This is a genomic window from Aeromonas sp. FDAARGOS 1405 (genome assembly GCF_019048265.1).
Classification (GTDB): Bacteria; Pseudomonadota; Gammaproteobacteria; order Enterobacterales; family Aeromonadaceae; genus Aeromonas; species Aeromonas veronii_A.
This window is the reverse complement of sequence record NZ_CP077311.1, coordinates 3,476,902-3,496,327: the sequence shown is the minus strand read 5'-3', so window position 1 is coordinate 3,496,327 and position 19,426 is coordinate 3,476,902. Positions and strand designations below refer to the sequence as shown.

16 protein-coding genes are annotated in these 19,426 nt (G+C 58.9%); 12 read left to right on the top strand and 4 right to left on the bottom strand.

Annotated features, from left to right (window positions below; genetic code table 11):
* Positions 1–23 precede the first annotated feature (23 nt).
* The 11 genes from I6L35_RS16060 (at position 24) to I6L35_RS16010 (ending at position 12,273) form a co-directional block, all read left to right on the top strand.
* Complete coding sequence (locus I6L35_RS16060) at positions 24–974, top strand: MoxR family ATPase (protein ID WP_201902410.1); 951 nt, start codon at positions 24–26, stop codon at positions 972–974.
* Positions 965–1,867, top strand: a complete 903-nt coding sequence (locus I6L35_RS16055; RefSeq protein ID WP_204383141.1) for a DUF58 domain-containing protein — start codon at positions 965–967, stop codon at positions 1,865–1,867. The genes I6L35_RS16060 and I6L35_RS16055 overlap by 10 nt, the downstream gene beginning before the upstream one ends.
* Complete coding sequence (locus tag I6L35_RS16050; protein WP_204383140.1) at positions 1,852–2,391, top strand: DUF4381 domain-containing protein; 540 nt, start codon at positions 1,852–1,854, stop codon at positions 2,389–2,391. The genes I6L35_RS16055 and I6L35_RS16050 overlap by 16 nt, the downstream gene beginning before the upstream one ends.
* The gene (locus tag I6L35_RS16045) at positions 2,388–3,380 is read left to right on the top strand and encodes a VWA domain-containing protein (protein WP_216978739.1); all 993 of its coding nucleotides are present in this window, start codon (positions 2,388–2,390) and stop codon (positions 3,378–3,380) included. Before I6L35_RS16050 ends, I6L35_RS16045 begins: the two co-directional genes overlap by 4 nt.
* Positions 3,371–4,822, top strand: a complete 1,452-nt coding sequence (locus I6L35_RS16040; RefSeq protein ID WP_216978738.1) for a VWA domain-containing protein — start codon at positions 3,371–3,373, stop codon at positions 4,820–4,822. The genes I6L35_RS16045 and I6L35_RS16040 overlap by 10 nt, the downstream gene beginning before the upstream one ends.
* A gap of 20 nt (positions 4,823–4,842) precedes the next feature.
* Positions 4,843–6,330 (top strand): BatD family protein, encoded by a 1,488-nt coding sequence (locus I6L35_RS16035; RefSeq protein ID WP_216978737.1) that lies wholly within the window; start codon positions 4,843–4,845, stop codon positions 6,328–6,330.
* Positions 6,331–6,367: 37 nt separating this feature from the next.
* Positions 6,368–6,967 (top strand): sigma-70 family RNA polymerase sigma factor, encoded by a 600-nt coding sequence (locus tag I6L35_RS16030; protein ID WP_216978736.1) that lies wholly within the window; start codon positions 6,368–6,370, stop codon positions 6,965–6,967.
* Positions 6,960–7,739, top strand: coding sequence for a DUF3379 domain-containing protein (locus I6L35_RS16025; RefSeq protein ID WP_064341244.1), 780 nt, complete (start codon positions 6,960–6,962; stop codon positions 7,737–7,739). Before I6L35_RS16030 ends, I6L35_RS16025 begins: the two co-directional genes overlap by 8 nt.
* Before the next feature lie 402 nt (positions 7,740–8,141).
* A complete protein-coding gene (locus I6L35_RS16020) occupies positions 8,142–9,425 on the top strand; it encodes an outer membrane protein transport protein (RefSeq protein ID WP_216978735.1) in 1,284 nt (427 codons plus the stop codon).
* Between the two features lie 251 nt (positions 9,426–9,676).
* Positions 9,677–10,933 (top strand): OmpP1/FadL family transporter, encoded by a 1,257-nt coding sequence (locus I6L35_RS16015; protein ID WP_216978734.1) that lies wholly within the window; start codon positions 9,677–9,679, stop codon positions 10,931–10,933.
* 116 nt (positions 10,934–11,049) lie between these two features.
* On the top strand, positions 11,050–12,273 hold the full coding sequence (locus tag I6L35_RS16010) for an EAL and HDOD domain-containing protein (RefSeq protein WP_216978733.1): 1,224 nt from the start codon (positions 11,050–11,052) through the stop codon (positions 12,271–12,273).
* Here I6L35_RS16010 and I6L35_RS16005 read toward each other — a convergent pair.
* Positions 12,270–13,445: a thiolase family protein gene (locus I6L35_RS16005; RefSeq protein ID WP_216978732.1), complete on the bottom strand. Its 1,176-nt coding sequence runs from the start codon at positions 13,443–13,445 to the stop codon at positions 12,270–12,272. The genes I6L35_RS16010 and I6L35_RS16005 overlap by 4 nt on opposite strands.
* Positions 13,446–13,567: 122 nt before the next feature.
* On the opposite strand from I6L35_RS16005, the gene I6L35_RS16000 reads away from it, so the two are divergent.
* Positions 13,568–13,960, top strand: coding sequence for a MerR family DNA-binding transcriptional regulator (locus I6L35_RS16000; protein ID WP_216978731.1), 393 nt, complete (start codon positions 13,568–13,570; stop codon positions 13,958–13,960).
* A gap of 109 nt (positions 13,961–14,069) precedes the next feature.
* Here I6L35_RS16000 and rplY read toward each other — a convergent pair whose 3' ends face one another.
* The 3 genes from rplY to hrpA all read right to left on the bottom strand — a co-directional run bounded on the left by rplY (position 14,070) and on the right by hrpA (position 19,361).
* The gene (rplY, locus tag I6L35_RS15995; protein WP_005345280.1) at positions 14,070–14,357 is read right to left on the bottom strand and encodes a 50S ribosomal protein L25; all 288 of its coding nucleotides are present in this window, start codon (positions 14,355–14,357) and stop codon (positions 14,070–14,072) included.
* A gap of 116 nt (positions 14,358–14,473) precedes the next feature.
* The gene (locus tag I6L35_RS15990; protein ID WP_216978730.1) at positions 14,474–15,352 is read right to left on the bottom strand and encodes a hypothetical protein; all 879 of its coding nucleotides are present in this window, start codon (positions 15,350–15,352) and stop codon (positions 14,474–14,476) included.
* A 94-nt stretch (positions 15,353–15,446) separates the two neighbouring features.
* Positions 15,447–19,361 (bottom strand): ATP-dependent RNA helicase HrpA, encoded by a 3,915-nt coding sequence (gene hrpA, locus I6L35_RS15985; RefSeq protein WP_216978729.1) that lies wholly within the window; start codon positions 19,359–19,361, stop codon positions 15,447–15,449.
* Positions 19,362–19,426 lie beyond the last annotated feature (65 nt).

Below are 19,426 nucleotides of genomic sequence, written 5' to 3'. Positions count from 1 at the left end.
CATAAAAACAACGGGTTTATCGCATGGCAGCGGCCGAGTTCAGAGCACTTAGGGACTATCTTGGCAGTCAGATCCTGGGGCAGGAGGAGCTAATAGAAGGGCTCCTGATTGCCCTGTTATGTGAAGGACATGTGTTAATCGAAGGGGCCCCCGGGCTGGCCAAAACCCGCGCCGTCAAGGCGCTCGCTGGCGCCGTCGAGGGGCGCTTTGCCCGTATCCAGTTCACCCCCGATCTGCTTCCTGCCGATCTCACCGGCAGCGAGGTGTTTCACCCGCAGGATGCCAGTTTTGTTTTCCAGCCAGGCCCCCTCTTCAACCATCTGGTGCTGGCGGACGAGATCAACCGGGCGCCGGCCAAGGTGCAATCAGCGCTGCTGGAAGCCATGGCCGAACACCAGATCACCGTGGGCAAAAAGAGCTGGCGACTGCCGCCTCTCTTTATGGTCGCCGCCACCCAGAACCCCATCGAGCAGGAGGGAACCTATCCCCTGCCGGAGGCGCAGCTCGACCGATTTCTGCTCAAGCTGATGGTGGATTACCCGAGCCCCACGATGGAGCTCGCCATCTTGCAGCTCAACGCCAGCGGCGAACAGCTTGGCGCGGCGCCGGTGACACTGAGTCAGACCAGCTTGCAGCATGCCCGCAGCGAAGTGCTGGCGGTGACCATGCAAAGCAGACTGGAGCACTATCTGGTGGAGCTGGTCTGCGCCACTCGCCCGGGCAGTGGTCTTTGCCCTGCCCTTGAGCCATTGATTGCCGTGGGGGCCAGCCCTCGGGCTACGCTGGGGCTGGCTCGCTCCGCCCGCGCCCGAGCCTGGCTTGCCGGACGAGATTATGTGCTGCCGGAAGATATCCAGCTGCAAGCCTATCCGGTGCTGCGCCATCGCCTTATTCCCAGCTATCAGGCACTGGCCGACAATCTGGATAACGACATCCTGATCGCCCAACTGCTGGATCAGGTGCCATGTCCCTAGCGCCGGACCTCCATCCCGATATCGCCCTGTCGCTGCCACGGCTGCTCAATATCCGGCTCTGGGCGAAAGCCAAGAAGCCACCTAACTTAGGCCGAATCAATAGCGAACGCGGCAAACCTGGCCGCTCTCCCGGACTCACGTTTCGCGAGCTGCGCGCCTATCAGGCGGGTGACGAGGTACGCCATATCGACTGGCGAGTGACGGCGCGCCTCGGTCGTCCCTATACCCGCCTCTATAGCGAGGAGCTGGATCAGGCGCACTGGCTGCTGCTTGATCTCTCCCCCGCCATGTATTTCGGCTCCACACGGCAGCTCAAGGCGCGTCTGGGATGCGAGCTGGCAGCAGCCCTGATCTGGCAAGGGGAGAAGCAGCACAACACCCTGATCTGCCACGGGCTTATCCCAAATCACCAGAGCCAGCGCGGCAGCGTGCTGCCCCTGCTCGAATCCCTCTGCCATCACTACCAGCAAGGGCTGGCACGTCGGGTACTATCCCATTCACTGGCCGACACCTTGGCCAGCGTGAAGCTGCCCCATGGTGCCAAACTGACGCTGATCACCGACCACAGACCCTGTGAGTCAGCGCTCTGTCAGCAGTTGCAGCTGCTCTCCCGCCGCCACGATATCCACTATTGGCAGATCCGCGATCCCCTTGAGGCTGCCCTTCCCCCTGACGGCCAGCTGCCGGTGGCCATCGATCGGCCAGCCCAGCACTATCAGGGCTGGCTGGATGGGGGCCATGCCGGTTTCTCCCGCCGCTACCAGCAAGCTGCCGAACAGCAGCTGGCCCATGGCAAGCAGCTGTTGCTGCCGCTGGTGCAGCGCCTCTATCTGCTCGATAACAGCCAGACGCTGCAACAGCAGTGGCAGGAGGGGTTATGTCATCAGGGATGAGCTCGCCCACCGAACTCGACAGCGCCAGTCCCGCCTCCGAGGCCATCACTCCGCCGCTGGCCGCCCTGATGCGCGACATCCACCCGGGGCCGGATCTGATTGAACAGAGTCTTGACCCCAGAGTGCAGGCGCTATTGTGGCTATTGATCACAGCGTTATTACTGCTGCTGATCGCCCTGATTGCCAAGAGGGTGATACGTTACCGCCGCTGGTGTCGTCAGCTGGAGGGAGATCCGGCACTGCTGGTGGCACGCATACAGGAGGCCCTGCGTCATGAAGCACTGCAACGCTGGCCCGAGGCGCGCCAGCTTCAGGGAGAAGCGTGGCTCGCCTTCGTCGATCGTCACGGTGGCAGCGATTTCAGCCAGTTCTCGTCTCACTGGAGCAGTTGGCTCTATGGCAGCCAGAACCCGACTCGCGAGCAGAGCGAACAGCTTCGGCAACATTATCGCCGCTGGGGTAAGAGCCTCTTCTTGCAACGCTATCCCCGCTTGACGCGTAAAGCTGCGCGGAGGCAGCCATGATCCTGGCCTGGCCCTGGTTTGCGCTGGCGCTGGTGCTGCCCTTGCTGGTGCGCTTCGGCTTGCCACCCCTGCGCCGCGGTTATCTGGCTCATCCCGGGTTTGCGCTGCTGCGCCCTCAGGCCGGATTGCCGCTCTGGCGCGCCATGCTGCTCTGGTGCGCTCTTATTCTCGCCCTCTGCCGCCCCCAGTGGTGGGGGGAACCGGTTATCCAATATGAAGGGAGTCGGGATCTGCTGCTGGCAGTGGATCTGTCAGACAGTATGCGTACTCCGGATATGCTCGACAACGGCGAACAGCAAGCGCGCCTGACGGCGGTGCGCCAGCAGATCAAGGCGTTGATCGCCAAGCGGGCTGGTGACAGGGTGGGCCTCATCGTCTTTGCCGATCACGCCTATCTGCTCTCTCCCCTCACTCAGGAGATCCCGGCGCTGTTGACCTTGAGCGACGAGCTCGATTTTGATCTGGTCGGCCGTACCACCGCCCTTGGCGAGGCGATCCAGCTGGCACGTCAGCATGGGGATCCGGGTCGCCCCACCGCCCTGCTGCTGGTCACTGATGGCCGCAATACCGCAGGCAATGCCGATCCGCTGCAGGAGGCCAAACTCGCCGCAGCGCAGGGAATACGGATCTACACGCTGGGGGTCGGGGCCGATCCCGATACCTTTATCCAACCCTACGATGAGGCGGGCAGCGGTCAGGCCGATCCCAGCAGCGAACTTGACGAGCCGCTCCTGAAAGAGCTGGCCGAGACAGGCCAGGGGCGTTACTTTCGGGCACGCACCCAAAGCGATCTCGATACCATCAATGCGACTCTCAATGCCCTTGAACCTGCCCCCATGCCGATTGCCCAGTACCAGCCGGTGATCGAGCTCTATCCCTGGCCGTTGGCACTGCTTTGTGGCTTGCTGCTTCTGCCATCAGGGCACGGCAGACTGGAGTTTCGCATGGTGCGTAACTGGCTGGCACGAGGCACGCGCAGATGGAGCTGATCTTGCTCCGCCCCCTGTGGCTGATCGCACTCATCCCCTGGCTCTGGCAAGGGTGGCACCATCGTCGCCAGCCCCCGCTGCTCGCACCTGCTATGCAGGCTTATCTGCTGCCAGCATCTCGTCCTCAGCGCCCCTGGCTCTGGCTGGCAACCCTGCCCGTCATTTTAGCCCTGAGTGGTCCCGCACTGCGCGGCGAGCTGCAACAGCAGCCTGCGGCGCCGCTCGATATCTGGCTGCTGGACTTGTCACGCTCGATGACCGCCACCGACCTCAAACCAGATCGGGCGACCCGGGTCAGATGGCAGTTGCAGCAGCTGCTGAGCCGCGCAAAGGGAGAGCGCATTGCGCTGATCCTCTACGCGGGCGATGCCTACCTCGCCATGCCACCAACCCGTGATCATCAAGCCCTTTCGCTGCTACTGCCCGACTTGCGCCCCGATATCATGCCGCTGCAGGGCAGCAACCCGGCACGGGCGGTGGAACTTGCCATGAAGCAGCTGGCCCCCGGTGAGCAGGCCCGTCTACTGCTGATCACCGACGACCTCACCCAGAATCAGATGGCCCAAATCGCTGCTCTGTGGCCCTGCCAACAACGCCTTCTCTGCCGCGACACCCAGTCGGCACGCCTCGATATTCTGCTCGCCAGCAGTGGTCAACCGGCCCCCATGCCCGCCATTCCGGCCAATGAGTTGGGGTTTGCCACCCGCATGCCCGCGCAGTTGCCCGTCCCCGATAGTCAGGCCATTGCCGCTCTGGCCAACCGTCTCGGCGGTGAGCTGCAGTGGCTTGGCAGCGATGTCCCCCGCTTTGCACCGCTGCCCACCACTACCTCGGCCCTCACCCCGGCGCCACTGGATCTTGGCCCCTGGTTGCTGATCCCCTTGTTACCGCTCGCCTTGCTGGCCAGAGTCGGCGCCCGGTTGATGATGGCGCTGATGGTGGGAGCTCAGTTGCTTGCGCCACAAGATCTGCAAGCAGCAGAGAAGGGAGATCTGCAAGCGATGCAGGCTTATCAAGAGGGGGATTTTCAGCGGGCCGCCCGCACCTTCAACGATCCCGTCTGGCGCGGCAACGCCTGGTATCGAGCCGGTGCCTATCGGCAAGCCATCGCAGCCTATCAGGAAGCAGCGAGTGCCACTGCCCACTACAACCGCGGTAATGCCCTGCTGCAACTGGGGGAGTTTGCCGCAGCCAAAGAGGCCTATCTGGCGGCCCTGGCGCTTGAACCCGGTCATGAAGATGCGCTCTATAACCTCTCTCTGTTACAGGGCGCAGCGGCGGCGGCTCCCGATACCAGCAACAGCAAGCAACCCGAACCATCGGCCGCTCAGCAGGCGACGGCAATGCCCCTGCCCCCCTCTCCCCCGGTGTTGCTGCTGGAACAGCGACTGCGCAAAGAGGCGCTGCGCCGGGATCTGATCAAGGTGGAGGAGCCCTGGTGACGCGGGCAGGATGGGGGCTGTTGCTCGCACTCGCGAGTCCACTTGGTTGGGCCCTGCCCCCCCGGGCAGAGCTGCTGCCGGGGGCCGACCCCAACGATTGGCTACTGATCATCGAAGCAGATGGCGAGCGCCAGAGCAACGAACTGGAGATCTCCCCCCTACTGCGCCAATTTGCAGTGGGCAGAGTGACCATGAGCCGGGTCACCACCCCGGTACAACAACTGACTCGCTGGCAGATCCCGCTGCACCAGAGCGACTCACCCGCTAATACAAAGGTGGTGATTGCCCCGCTCAAGCTGGGAAATGAGTTTACCCCCTCGCTCACCCTGCCATTGAGAGAGGTGAAAACAGCGGCGCTGCCGCAACCCGCTGCCCCCTCGCCCCTCGAGATGCAGGCTAGCCTTGAGCATCAGGGCCCGCTCTATCCCGGCCAGCCGGTGATCTACCGGCTGACACTGTGGCTACCTACCAGCATGCAAAACCCGGCCCTGAGCGAGCTCAGCTCTGCCCACTTTACCATCCGTCGCCTCGGTAGCGACGAGTGGATCGCCCCCGTTCAGGCTGGTCTACCCGGCCGGCTCACCCGCAGCTGGCTCGTTCAGGCAAAAGCGCCTGGGCTATGGCTCCTCGACTCACCCCGCTTGCAGGGGCAGCTCACGCAGCAAGGGAACAAGCCGCAAAAACTCTCGGCCCGCGCGGCACCGCTAGAGGTGAGGGTCGACAAAGCCCCCGCCACGCCGGTGGCCACCCGGCTGACCCTGAGCCAGCGTCTTGAACCGGCCACCACGGGGGAAGTGGGTGAACCGCTGATCCGGATCCTAAGCCTGACCATGGAGAATGGTGACAGCGGTCAGATACAGCTTGCCCCCCTGATGGCCCATCAACTGCCAAGCGGCATACAGGCACATCCCGATGGCGAGCAACAGCAGGAGCGTTACCGCGATGGCAAGCTGCTGTTTGAGCGACAGTGGCGCCAGACTCTGGTCGCGGAGCAGAGCGGTGACTATCAGCTGCCCCCCATTGATCTGCCCTGGTTTAATACCCAAAGCGGCCGGATTGAGCAGGCCAGCCTGCCCGCCATCACGCTGACGTTTCAGGCAACAGCAAATCGGCAACCTGATGAGCAGACATCGCAGGTGGCACTGCGAGAGAGCCTTTGGTGGGTCGTGCTGGCCATAACACTGCGTGCGCTATGGCGCCGCAGCCCCCGCTGGCGAGCCTTCTATCAACTGCAACGTGCCCTTGCCCGACACCAGCCGGATGCCAGTCGCAAGGCACTGATCCTGTGGGCGACCTTGCGCTGGCAGGTCCCCTATTATCAATTAGGCCAGTTGCCTGACGCTGGGCATAATCGGGTCGGCAACGCGCTCGCCGCACTCGAGCGAGCCTGTTTTGCACGGCCCTCTTCTGCCCCTCCCATCGAGTGGCGCGCTCTGGCGCGTACCCTCAGGGCTGATGAAACCGCCGGTATTGCGCACCTGATTTACCTGCTGGCGCACGGGAGTTAGCGCTCCCGCCGCCACGCCCCCTGACAAGGATTGCCCTATGGCACTGCTGTTTTTTAGAAAAAAACGTGCTCAGCAGCATATTGGTGGAAATGATCCGGCCACTTCGCCGGTCTCTGATCCCATGGCTGACAAACAAACCAAATTTGAAGCACTGGTTCATGCGCTGCACGGCGATCTATACCGGTATGCCTACTGGCTGACCCGGGATCCCAACGTAGCGGAAGATCTGGTGCAAGAGACCTTCCTGCGTGCCTGGAAGGCTATCGACACACTGCAGGATGACAAGGCGGCCAAGGGGTGGCTGATCACCATCCTCAGACGGGAGAACGCCCGCCGCTTTGAACGCAAACAGCTGGAACTGGTGGCTCTCGACGATCACCCTCAACCCCAGCACGATACGCTGCACAGTGAACAGGAGATGGAGAACGAGTGGTTGCACCGTCACATCGCCCGGTTGCCGGAGGAGTATCAGGAGCCACTGCTGCTGCAAGTCGTGGGAGGATTCAGTGGTGAGGAGATTGCCGAGATGCTCGGCCTCAACAAGAACACCGTCATGACCCGACTGTTTCGCGCCCGCAACCAGCTCAAGGAGGCGATGGAGCAGAAGAACCAAGCAAGAGGACACGGACATGGATGAACTCGAATTTCGCCGCAACGCCATGATCCAGCCCAACGATCAACAACCGGACTTTCTCAAAACCGCTGAAGCAAGCCAGGCCAATCGGAACTACCTCGACGAGATGAAGCAGTTCGACAGAAGCCTCAAGCGCGCCATGCAGGTAGAGGTTCCCGCCGGACTGGCCGAGCGGATCCTGCTCAGGCAAGCCATGCTGCAAGACAGTGATGCGCCAGATGATATGCCGCCATCCCGCCCCCTTGGCACGGCACCAGTCAAGCTCCGGACATCAACATCCTGGCGCCAGATCGCCCTGGCTGCATCGGTCGCCTTCCTGCTGGGAATGAGCACCCGCTGGATCACGCTGCCAGAAACGGCTCCTGCGGCCCTCTCCCTCGCACAGGTGGCGATGGCTCATGTCTATGGCGAAGAACCCTTTATTGAAGGTGTCGATGAGCAGGTCAATCTGCATAACATAAATGCCAAGATGGAGAAGTATGGCGCCACCTTAAGCGGGATGGATGGGCTCAAGGTGACCTATGTCAATCACTGCTCGTTTTATCAGGGACCAGCCTTGCACATGGTGATCCAGGGAAAGATGGGGCCAGTCACTCTCTTTTTAGTGCCCAAACATGTGCCATTAACCCTGCAACAGGCCACCTTTGAAGATGGCACCCTCAAAGGGGAGATAGTCCAGCTCAAAGGCGCCAATATGGTACTGATTGGCGAAATGAAAGAGCCACTTGCCCCCGTTGCCAACGCCCTGCAGTCACGTCTGCAGTGGGACATTTAACATCGCTGGTTAACAACCTCAGATCCATCCTCAATAGCAGGCGGCGGTCACGAGCCGCTGCCTGTTCCCTCCCTGATTACTCCCCTTTGTCACTCATTTGCCTCAAGATTTCGAAAAATTGACAAAATTATTTTTGTGACGGAGATCAGCAATCCAGGTCAATATTCCGCCTTTAGACCCTGAAAATGATGAATTAAACAGCAAGTTAAAACAAATGATTAACACATCGATCACTTTTATGTATTCTGCTGTCACTGGTCTGATTTCTTACCTCCTACCAGATCCATAGAATCACGCCAGAATTGATTGGGAAGAAGCTGAAATAAAAACGGATTTTGTCGAGGTTTGCATTGAACGTGCAGCCAATATCGGCAAAAAAATCTGCCTACAAGAGAGAACACCATGACGACAACTATTTTCAAGAAGAGCCTGATTGCCGCCACCATCGCGCTGGCCACCGGTCAAGTCCATGCCGCGGCATTCCAATTGAACGAGCACTCGGCCTCCGGTCTGGGTCGCGCCTATGCCGGCGAAGCGGCTATCGCCGACAACGCCTCCGTATTGTCCCGTAACCCTGCCGCCATGACCACCTTTGACAAGATGGCAGTTTCCGTCTCCGGTACCTACATCAAACCGGACGTAGATGTTAATGGCAGCGTTGGTACTCCCTTTGGGCCAATTCCCGCCAGCGAATCAGGCATTGCTCCGGCAGCCTTCGTTCCTGCTGCTTACTTTATCCAGCCGCTGAATGACCAGTGGGCCTGGGGTATCGGGCTCTTCTCCAACTACGGGCTGTCTACCGAGTACTCCAAAACCTTCCCTGCTGGTGCAGGTGCTGGTGATACTGAGCTGATGACTCTCAATATCAACCCGAACATCGCCTATCGCATCAATGAACACTTCAGCGTCGGTGCAGGTATTAATGCTGTTTACGGTGCAGCCGAACTGAACCGCTATGCCGGTCTGCTGGGTCCGTTGAACCCGCCGAGTCAAGGCGGTCCGCTGGCAACGGATACTCGTCTGGCTCACCTGAAAGGCGACACCTGGGGTTTTGGCTGGAACGTAGGTACTCTGTACGAAGTCAATGAAAACAATCGCTTTGCGTTGACTTATCGCTCACAAGTCGATATGAGCTTTGATGGTGACTTCCAGGGACTCACTTCAGGGAACCGCGTTGTTGATGGCAATCTGAAACTGGATCTGCCTGCTCAAGCAGAGTTTGCCGGTTATCACCGTTTGAATCAGCAATTCGCCGTACATTACTCCGTGAACTGGACTGACTGGAGCGCATTCCAGGAGCTGAAAGCAACCAGTAACCAATGCGCTGGCGGCGTATGTCTGCAAAAGGACGAAAAGTTTAAAGACTCTACTCGTTACTCTATCGGTGGTACCTGGTATATCAACCCGGCTTGGGAAGCACGTATTGGTTTTGCATATGATAACAGTCCTATCGAACCGGAATATCGTAGCCTGAGTATCCCGGACTCCGACCGTGTCTGGTATAGCGCTGGCGCCACATACCATATCAACACCGATATGAGTGTTGATTTCGGCATGGCCTATCTGGATGGTAAAGAGGTTGATGTCAACGAGGGTCTGCGTAACCACTCAGACGCTCTGCGTTGGAAAGGTTCTTCCCACGGCAACGCCTTCCTCGCCTCAGCCCAGTTCAACATGAAGTTCTGATTACAGCTCACTCTAAAAGAGCGCCAACAGGCGCTCTTTTTTTATCCGAAAACCCATTTCAGCGCACACATGTAGCACACATGTGTTTATTTTTCCTTTTCAATCAATCTATTAGAGCACATCATTCCAGCATTTAATCTTGTTTTCTCCAGATAGATGCCATTGCCGTTGCCTTACTGGTCATACCATATAAAATCCTGCCCTCATTGATATGACCGATTAAACCTTCGGGTAACAGCAAGGACTTTTCCATGCATTCCATCCTCAAACCGTCCGCGATCGCCCTACTGGTGATCGCGGGTCAGACCCACGCAGCCGGATTCCAGCTAGCTGAACAATCCGCCACAGGCCTTGGACGCGCCTTTGCCGGTGAGGCAGCCATCGCGGATAACGCCAGTGTGCTCTCCCGCAATGCAGCAGCCATGACCCGCTTCGATCAGATGGCGCTGTCTGGCGGTGTCATCTATGTCAGTCCTGACGTCAATATTGAAGGTAACACCCGCTTGCCGACCCAAGCTGGTATCGTCACCTCGGATGCGAGTGCGCACGATATCGCGGCCGCAGCCTGGGTACCCAACGCCTATTTGATCATCCCGCTCAATGAACAGTGGCGCCTCGGCTTCTCGGCCACCTCTTACTACGGCCTTGGCATCAAGATGCCAGACAACTACAGCGCTGGGCACTTTGGTAATGTTTCCGATATCAAGACCATGGATCTGGGTACCTCACTTGCCTACCGCATCAATGAGATGTTGTCGGTGGGAGCCGGTATTTCAGCTATTCAGGGTGAGGGCGAAGTCGGCGGCACCTTCCCCTCGCGCAACCTGATAGCAAAGCATCTGCAAGGAGATGGCTGGGCATGGGGCTGGAATGTCGGCGCGTTGCTGGAACTATCCAAACAGACCCGGATTGGCCTCTCATACCGGCACGATGTCAACTTGACACTCTCGGGTGACGCCATCATTGGCCTGCCCAGCGGCAAAGAACTCAGAGACACAGGTTCTCTGGATCTTCCGCTACCGGCAACGGCAGAGCTTGCAGCATTTCATCAGCTGACTGAAAAACTGGCTATTCATGGCAGCCTGAACTGGACCAACTGGAGCAAATTTGTCCAGCTGGAAGCAGATCTGGATACACTGCCCAACATGCATATCAAGGATGAACACTGGGAAGATAGCTGGCGCTATGCGATCGGGATGACCTATCAACTCACTCCACAGTGGCAACTGCGATCAGGAGTAGCTTACGATGCGAGCCCTGTACCAGCAGATCGCCGTACCATCTCCATTCCGGATGCAGACCGAATTTGGTACAGCCTGGGGATGGGTTATCAATTCACCCCCAACCTGACCATGGATCTGGGGCTGACCCTGATCGATGGCAAGAAGGTTGATGTTACTGAAAAAATGGCTTTGCAACCTGGCAACCCGCAGAGTATTTCCACCTTCCAAGGGACATCCGAGGGAGATGCCTGGCTGGCTGGCGCCCAATTGAGTTATCTCTTCTAAATTCCTTCCCTGCAGAAAAACGCTATGCCAATTATTGCCTTACCGAACAGGGTCAAAACTGGCATAGTGTTCCGCAACACCATAAAATCAACCCAGTACCTTTACTGGAGCAAGGCATGTATTCCTACGTAGCAAGACAGCCGATCCTCGACAGAGACCTCAATACCCATGCCTATGAGCTGCTCTTTCGCGATAGTCTGAATAATGTCTTCCCGAGTATCTCCTCCCAGCAGGCGACGTCACGCCTGGTGGTTGAACAGTTTCTGCAACAAAATATCGATCAGCTGTTGGGGGGCCGCCCCTGCTTTATCAATTTTCCCCACTCACTGCTGCTGGAGGGATTGGCAGAGTGCCTGCCGCCCGAAAAAGTGGTGATTGAGATCCTGGAAGATTCTCCACCGGATGATGCCCTGCTGGAAAAGGTGAAACAGCTGCACAAGCTGGGTTATCAGCTGGCCCTCGATGACTTCACCATGTCGCCGGATTGGGAGCGCTTCCTCCCCTTTATTCACATCATTAAGTTTGATCTTCGCGCTACCCCCCTGCTGCAGATCAAGGTGTTTATCCAACGTCATCAAACGCTGGGGCTCACCTATCTGGCGGAAAAAGTAGAGGACAAGGCTGAGTTCGAACGGGTCAAACAGCTGGGGATCCAGCTGTTCCAAGGCTTTTTCTTCAGTCGACCCGAGATGGTCAAGCAAGCCACCATGGAGCCAGCGCAAGTCGTGGTGATGCAGTTGCTCAACGTGGTCAACGAGGCAGAGCCTGATATCAACAAGATTGAGCAGCTACTCGGTCAGGATATCTCCCTCTCTCTCAAGCTGTTGCGCTATGTCAACCATCTCAAAGGTCACACCAACCCTATTTCGTCATTTCGCCAGGCTGCCATCTATCTGGGCAACACCCAGCTAAAGCGCTTTGTCTCGCTGGTAGCCGCGACCAGCGCCGGCAAGGGCAAGAGCGCCGAGCTCTACCAGATGTCGATGATCCGAGCCCGATTCTGTGAACTGCTGGCCCACGCCCACGCCCCGAGCCAGCAGGCACAACAGGCCTTTATCACTGGTCTCTTCTCCCTGCTGGATGTACTGATGGAGCAGCCGATGGACAAGCTGCTCGGCACTATCCCTCTTATCGACGATATTCGGCTGGCGCTGCTGGAGCGAAAAGGCAATCTCGGTTTCTACCTCGCGTTTTGTGAAGATTACGAGAGCGCCAACTGGTCACGGGTAACGGCCAGAACAGCCCGCCTGGGGCTGAGCGAGGATAAGGTGAGTCACCTCTATCTGGCCGCCACCACCTGGGTCACGGAACAACTGCTGGCGATGGAAGCCACCAATTAATTCGTCTCGTCATTCACCTCGACCGCGATAGCTGTCGCCTCCCCGCCCCCGATACAGATCGCGGCCACGCCTCGCCGCAAACCTCGTTGCCGCAGCGCGGCGATCAGCGTCACCAGAATGCGCGCGCCACTCGCCCCCAGCGGATGACCAAGCGCACAGGCCCCACCATGGACATTGACCTTGTGATGAGGGATGCCGACCCCACTCATGGCCAGCATGGTGACCATGGCGAAGGCCTCGTTGATCTCAAAGAGATCCACCTCTTCCACCGACCATGCCAGACTCGCCAGCAAGCGTGAAATGGCGCCAATGGGCGCAGAGGTAAATTCGGCGGGCAATGCCGCGTGGCTCTGATAACCGACGATCCGTGCCAGCACTGGTACCTGCCAGGCTTGCGCCGTGGCGCCATCCATCAATATCAGCGCCGCCGCACCATCCGAGATGGAGCTCGAATTGGCCGCCGTAATGGTGCCCTCCTTGCCAAACGCTGGCTTCAGGGTCGGGATCTTCTCCGGTCTGCCCTTGCCAGGCTGTTCGTCTTCGGCCAGCAACAAGCGCTCACCGCGATAGACGCTTGTCAGCTCGGACACAAACGCGCCGGCTTGCTGCGCATCGCGGGCCCGCTGCAATGACGCTAGGGCAAACTCATCCATGGCAGTGCGGGTCAAACCGGCCTGATCGGCGCTGCGCTGGGCATGTATCCCCATCAGCTGGCCATCATAAGCATCTTGCAAACCGTCGAGGAATAGGTGGTCCAGCACCTTTTGATGCCCCATCCGAAAGCCGCTGCGAGCATTATCCAGCAGATAGGGGGCACGGCTCATGCTCTCCATCCCCCCTGCCACCACCACCCTGTTGTCACCAAGGCGGATGGTATCCGCCGCCAGCATCACAGCTTTCATGCCGGATCCGCACACCTTGTTGACCGTGGTAGCAGGCGCACTATCTGGCAACCCTGCTTTCAACAACGCCTGCCGGGCTGGCGCTTGCCCCACGCCCGCCGCCAGCACATTGCCCATAAACACTTCATCGACCTGCTCCGGACGCAGCCCACTTTGCTTCAGTGCCGCCTCGATGGCACAGGCTCCCAACTCAGGCGCAGTGACCTCTGCCAATGCCCCCTGAAACGCCCCCATCGGAGTCCGTTTTGCCGCCACAATTGCAATATCCATTTGCCTGCCTCTGTTTGTTACATGGCCATAACATAGGGGTTCTGACGCGATGGAACAAGAGTTGCAGTGCAGTTTACGTTTAGGTAAGGTGCAGACAGGATTTAGTTCGCCAAGAAGTCTGTATGAACAACAAGGATGAAGGACGGCGCTTCAGCATCAGTGAGCTGGCCCGGGAATTTGATATTACGACGCGCAGTATCCGTTTCTACGAGGATCAGGGGTTGCTCAATCCCGCCCGAGAGGGACAAACCCGCATTTACAGCAAGCAGGATCGGGTTCGCCTCAAGCTCACCCTGCGCGGCAAGCGGCTCGGGTTCAGCCTCGCCGAGATCCGCGAGCTGTTTGATCTTTATGATGCCGACAAGAGCAGCCGTACCCAGCTGCAAACCATGCTCGGGCTGGTCACCGAGAAACGGAAGACGCTGCAGCAACAGATGGAGGATATCAGGATGGTGCTGCTGGAGCTGGATGCCGCCGAGCAGCGCTGCCAACAAGCGCTTAGCCAGCTGGGATAACCGGTTGTGGCTGTGGCTGACCTGATTGTTCTTTCAGTCCGCTCACAAGATTCCTTATAGCAAAAAGCCACTCCTGAAAGTGGCTTTTCTGCTACCTGACAGTTCGTGATTAAACGCGAACGAAGTCCAGGTGAACCAGCTTGTAACGTACAGGGTGACGCTGGATAGCTTTCACTTTTACGTTAACTTCTTCGCCGTTGATAACCAGGGTCAGTACAGACTCGTAGAATTCCGGCTTTTCTTGGGCCAGGATGAATTTCTTGTGGTCAACGGTGATGGACTGGGCTTCTTTACCTGCACCATAAACGATGGCAGGAACTTGGTCAGCTTGACGCAGGCGGCGGCTCGCACCTTTCCCCAGGTCAGAACGGACTTCAGCTTGGAATACGAAAGACATAGTATGTATCTCTTTTAAAGGAATGTATGGTGCAGACTGCGACCGGTCGGCACCTCGCAAAACGAGCGCGAATACTACCACGGGCCAAATGCGGATACAAGGTACCGATTCTGCATTTAGCGTCCCTGCTCCAGTCGGGCAAATTGCTGCTGACGCTGGGCCGGGCTCAGGGCATCAAACTTCGCCAGGGTCTCGGCGCGCGGACAGTAAAGGCCATCCCCCGTTCTGACCCGAATGCTTTTGCCAAGCCGTTGCTGATTCTCCGCCACCAGCGCCAACAAATAGCTGTAGGTATCAGCCCCCCGGGCACTGGATAGCTGGTTGGCAATGCGCCACAGGGTCTCCCCTGCCGCGACCTGATGACACACGGTTTGTGGGTCGCCTGCTGCCGGATCAGAGAGGGTGAGCATGGCATCACTGCCTGCGGATAAGCTAGCCTTGCTGCTGACGAGCGCCATATCGGCGCTCGCTACTCCCTCATATCCTTGTGCACCACTCATCCCCGCAGTGCGAAACGTCACGCCTAATTGAGCCAGCAGAGGTTCGCTCTCGTCGGTATCGGTGGAAATATCGACACCACCGAACGTGTTTTGGGGTGTGCGGAACTCGGCGATAAAGGGCGCGATGGATTGCGCGCCATAACCAGGGAAACCACTCCCCTGCTGCACGATTGCCCCCACCTGACCATGTACGACCCCGTAAGCCATCTCATCGATGCGTCGCAGCCTTGCCAAATAGGTTTTAGAAAGCTGCGCCTCCCCCTCGAACAAATCGAAAGGGGGGACCAGCCGGGCGGGAAAGAGGATCTGCCAGCGACCATGCTTCTGCTTCAGGGCCAGTGGCGGGAACTGGTTGCCACGCCACGCAACAAACATGGCGGGCGGCGTGCGTGTCAGGGGGTAATATTCCGGGTTCAACTGCACCCAGGTTTGTTCCGCGATGGGCTGATAACCGCTGATCACCACCTGCGCCACGCTCAACCAGATCCCCAGCATCCTTGCCTCCCTGACTTCCGTTTAAAAGGGCCCGCCACCTTGGCAACCCCTTCCCACACTCTATATCACGCAGTTAAAACAGACAGATAGCAGCTTAGCACTGAGCAATGGCGTTCAGCACCCGTTTATCGGAGACCGGATAGGGGGTCCCCAGATTCTGGGCAAAAAACGACACCCGCAGCTCCTCGATCATCCAGCGAATATTGGCCACCTCGGTGGGAATAAGCTGGGATTTGGGGATCTTGGCCAGCAGCGCCTTGTACTCCGACTCCACACTGTGCACCTTGAGCATGTAGACCCGATCCCGGTTGGGATCGATGGCAAGCTTCTCGAGGCGCCGTTCGATGGCCCGCAAATAGCGCAGCAAATCAGGCAACCGCTGCCAGCCGGTCTCGGTGACAAAGCCTTTGTGGATAAGGTTGCCGAGCTGCTGCTGGATATCCGACATGGCAAAAGCGGTGTCGAGCTGCATCTTCCCCTTGAGCCGCTTCTTGATCTCATGGGAGAGCGTCAGCACGGCTTCCACCTGCTTGGCCACCTCCACTACCGCATCGTTGAGCTCGGCGCGGACAAACTCCTTGAGCGCCTCGAAACCGGCCTCGTCCCAAGCCAGCCCGCCATGCTGTTCGATCAGCTTGTCGCAGCCACAGGCGATACAGTCATCAATCAGCTCCGCCACCTTACCAAAGGGGTTGAAATAGAGCCCGAGCTTGGCCTTGTTGGGCAGCTTCTCCTGCAGATACTTGATGGGAGATGGCACGTTGAGCAGCACCAGCCGGCGCTGGCCCGCCCACATCAGCTGCTGCTGCACCACCGGACTCTCCACCAGCTGGATGGCGACCGAATCCTTCTCGTCTACCAACGCCGGATAGGCTTTCACCTCGAAGCCACCGCGCTTCTGGCTGTACTCCTGAGGCAATTCACCAAAGCTCCACAGAGTGAGGCCGGACTGCTCGATGTCATCGTCCGCCACTTGTGACAGGGTCTCCTGCACCTTGCCGCGCAGCGACTCTTTCAAGGCTTCCAGATCTTTGCCTTCCGCCACCTTCTTGTGTTTGTCGTCCACCACCCGGAAGGTGAGTTTCAGGTGATCGGGCACAGCAGTCCAGTCCCAGGATTCACGAGGTACGGTGACGCCGGTCATGCGGCGCAGCTGACGCTCCATCTCGTCCAGTAGCGGCCCCTGTTCGGGGTTGATGCTGGCTAGCAGCGCATCGGCATAGTTGGGGGCCGGTACGAAGTTCTTGCGCATCGGTTTTGGCATCGACTTGATGAGGGCTACCAACAGCTCGTGACGCAACCCAGGGATCAGCCACTCGAACCCCTTCACCTCCACCTGATTCAGGAGCGGCAGCGGAATATGCAGGGTCACGCCATCAGCCGCCTCCCCCGGCTCGAACTGATAGGTCAACTTGAGCTTGAGGCGCCCCTGCTGCCAGAAGTTGGGGTAGTCGAGATCGCTGATGTGGGCCGCATCCCCCTTCATCAGCATCTCTTTTTCGAAGTTGAGCAGCTCGGGATCCTGCTTTTGCGCCTCTTTCCACCACTTGTCGAAGTGACGGGCAGAGATCACCTCCTCCGGCAAACGGGCATCGTAGAAGCGGAACAGGTCCTCGTCATCCACCAGAATGTCGCGCCGACGGGATTTGTGCTCCAGCACCTCCACCTCGGCCAGGAGCTTGCGGTTATCGCTGAAGAAACGGTGGCGGGTCTCGAAATCTCCCTCCACCAGGGCGCGGCGGATAAACAACTCACGGCACAGCGCCGGATCAATGCGGCTGAAGTTGATGGTGCGCTCATTGACCAGGGTCAGGCCATAGAGGGTCACCTTCTCCTTGGCCATCACGGCGCCGTTTTTCTTCGACCAGTGGGGGTCGCTGTGGTGCAGCTTGATGAGATGGCCCGCCAGCGGCTCCACCCACTCGGGCTCAATCTTGGCGTTGATGCGAGCGTAGAGGCGCGAGGTTTCCACCAATTCTGCGGCCATCACCCACTTGGGTGGCTTCTTGAACAGGCCCGAGGCCGGGAAGAGGTGGAAACGGCCATTGCGAGCACCGAGGAACTCGGGCTTTTCCAGATCCTTGTTGCCGATATGGCTCAAGAGGCCGGTCAGCAGGGCGCAGTGCACCGTCTTGAAATCCGCCGGTTCATGGTTGGCTTTAAAACCAAGCTCCTTGACCGTCTGACGCAGCTGGAAGTGAATGTCCTGCCATTCACGCACCCGCAGGTAGGAGAGAAACTCCTTCTGGCACATGCGGCGAAACGGGTTGCTGCCAAGGGTATCCTGCTGCTCTTTCAGGTAATTCCACAGATTGACGAAGGCGAGGAAGTCGGAATCCTTGTCCTCAAAGCGTCTGTGCTGCTCATCGGCAGCCTGCTTCTTCTCCATGGGCCGCTCGCGGGGATCCTGAATGCTGAGGGCCGCGGTGATCACCATCACCTCGCTCAGGCAGCCGGTCTGCGCCGCGCTGATCACCATCTTCGCCAAACGCGGATCAAGGGGGATGCGCGAGAGCTGGCGACCGGTCTCGGTCAGCTGCAACTTGGCTTCGCACTCGCCGGTGGCGGGCAGCTCGCGCACCGCCTCCAGCTCTTTCAAGAGAGTCAGGCCATCCTTGATATGGCGCGACTCGGGTGGCTCGACGAAGGGGAAGGCCTCCATATTGCCAAGGCCGAGCGCCAGCATCTGCAGGATGACCGATGCCAGGTTGGTACGCAGGATCTCGGGGTCGGTAAAGGCGGGACGGCTGTTAAAATCCTCCTCCGAGTAGAGACGGATACAGATACCATCTGCCACCCGGCCGCAGCGGCCTTTACGCTGGTTGGCACTGGCCTGGGAGACCGGCTCGATGGGCAGGCGCTGCACCTTGGTGCGCCAGGAGTAGCGGCTGATGCGGGCGGTGCCCGGATCGATGACGTAACGAATGCCAGGCACCGTCAGCGAGGTCTCCGCCACGTTGGTGGCGAGCACGATGCGCCGTCCGGCATGTTGCTGGAACACCTTGTTCTGCTCGGCGTTGGAGAGGCGGGCGTAGAGCGGCAGCACCTCGGTATCGCGCAGGTTGAGTTTGCGCAGGGCATCGGCAGTATCGCGGATCTCCCGCTCGCCGTTCATGAAGATAAGGATGTCCCCGAGCCCCTCGCGGGACAGCTCTTCCACCGCGTCGAAGATCCCCTGCAGTTCGTCGCGCTCCTCCAGCCCCTCACTCTTGTCACTGCTTTTTTTATCAACAAACAGTGGGCGGTAGCGCACCTCCACCGGATAGGTGCGGCCGGAGACCTCGATCACCGGCGCCTTGTTGAAATGGCGGGAGAAGCGCTGGGGGTCGATGGTGGCCGAGGTGATGATCACCTTGAGATCAGGGCGCTTGGGCAGCAGTTGCTTTAGATAGCCCAGGATGAAGTCGATATTGAGGCTGCGCTCGTGGGCCTCATCGATGATGATGGTGTCGTACTGGGTCAGCATCCGGTCATTCTGGATCTCCGCCAGCAGGATACCGTCGGTCATCAGCTTGATGTGGGTCTGCTCGCTCACCTGATCGGTAAAGCGCACCTTGTAACCCACGTAGTGGCCAAGCTCGGACTCCATCTCCTCGGCAATACGGGCCGCGACGGTGCGGGCCGCCAAACGGCGTGGCTGGGTGTGGCCGATAAAGCCCTTCACTCCGCGCCCGAGCGCCAGACAGATCTTGGGGATCTGGGTGGTTTTGCCCGAGCCTGTTTCCCCTGCAATGATCACCACTTGATGCTCTTGAATGGCCTTGGCGATTTCAGCCTGCTTCTGGCTGACCGGCAGGTTGTCCGGATAAGTGACCTTGGGCACTCCGGCCAGACGGGTTTGATAGCGCACTTCGGCGGCGGCCAAATCAGCGGCGATGGTCTCAAGCACGGCGGCCTGTTTGCCTTCAGGCAGCTTCTTGACCCCGTGCAGACGGCTGGAAAGGCGGCGGGCGTCGAGATTCATGCAGGCAGAGAGACGGCGGCGCAGCGCCTCGATAGAGAGAGACAAGGTACAAATTCCTTAAATAGGTGCCCAGAGGGGCCATATCGATAAGCTGGGAGCGATCCTAAAGA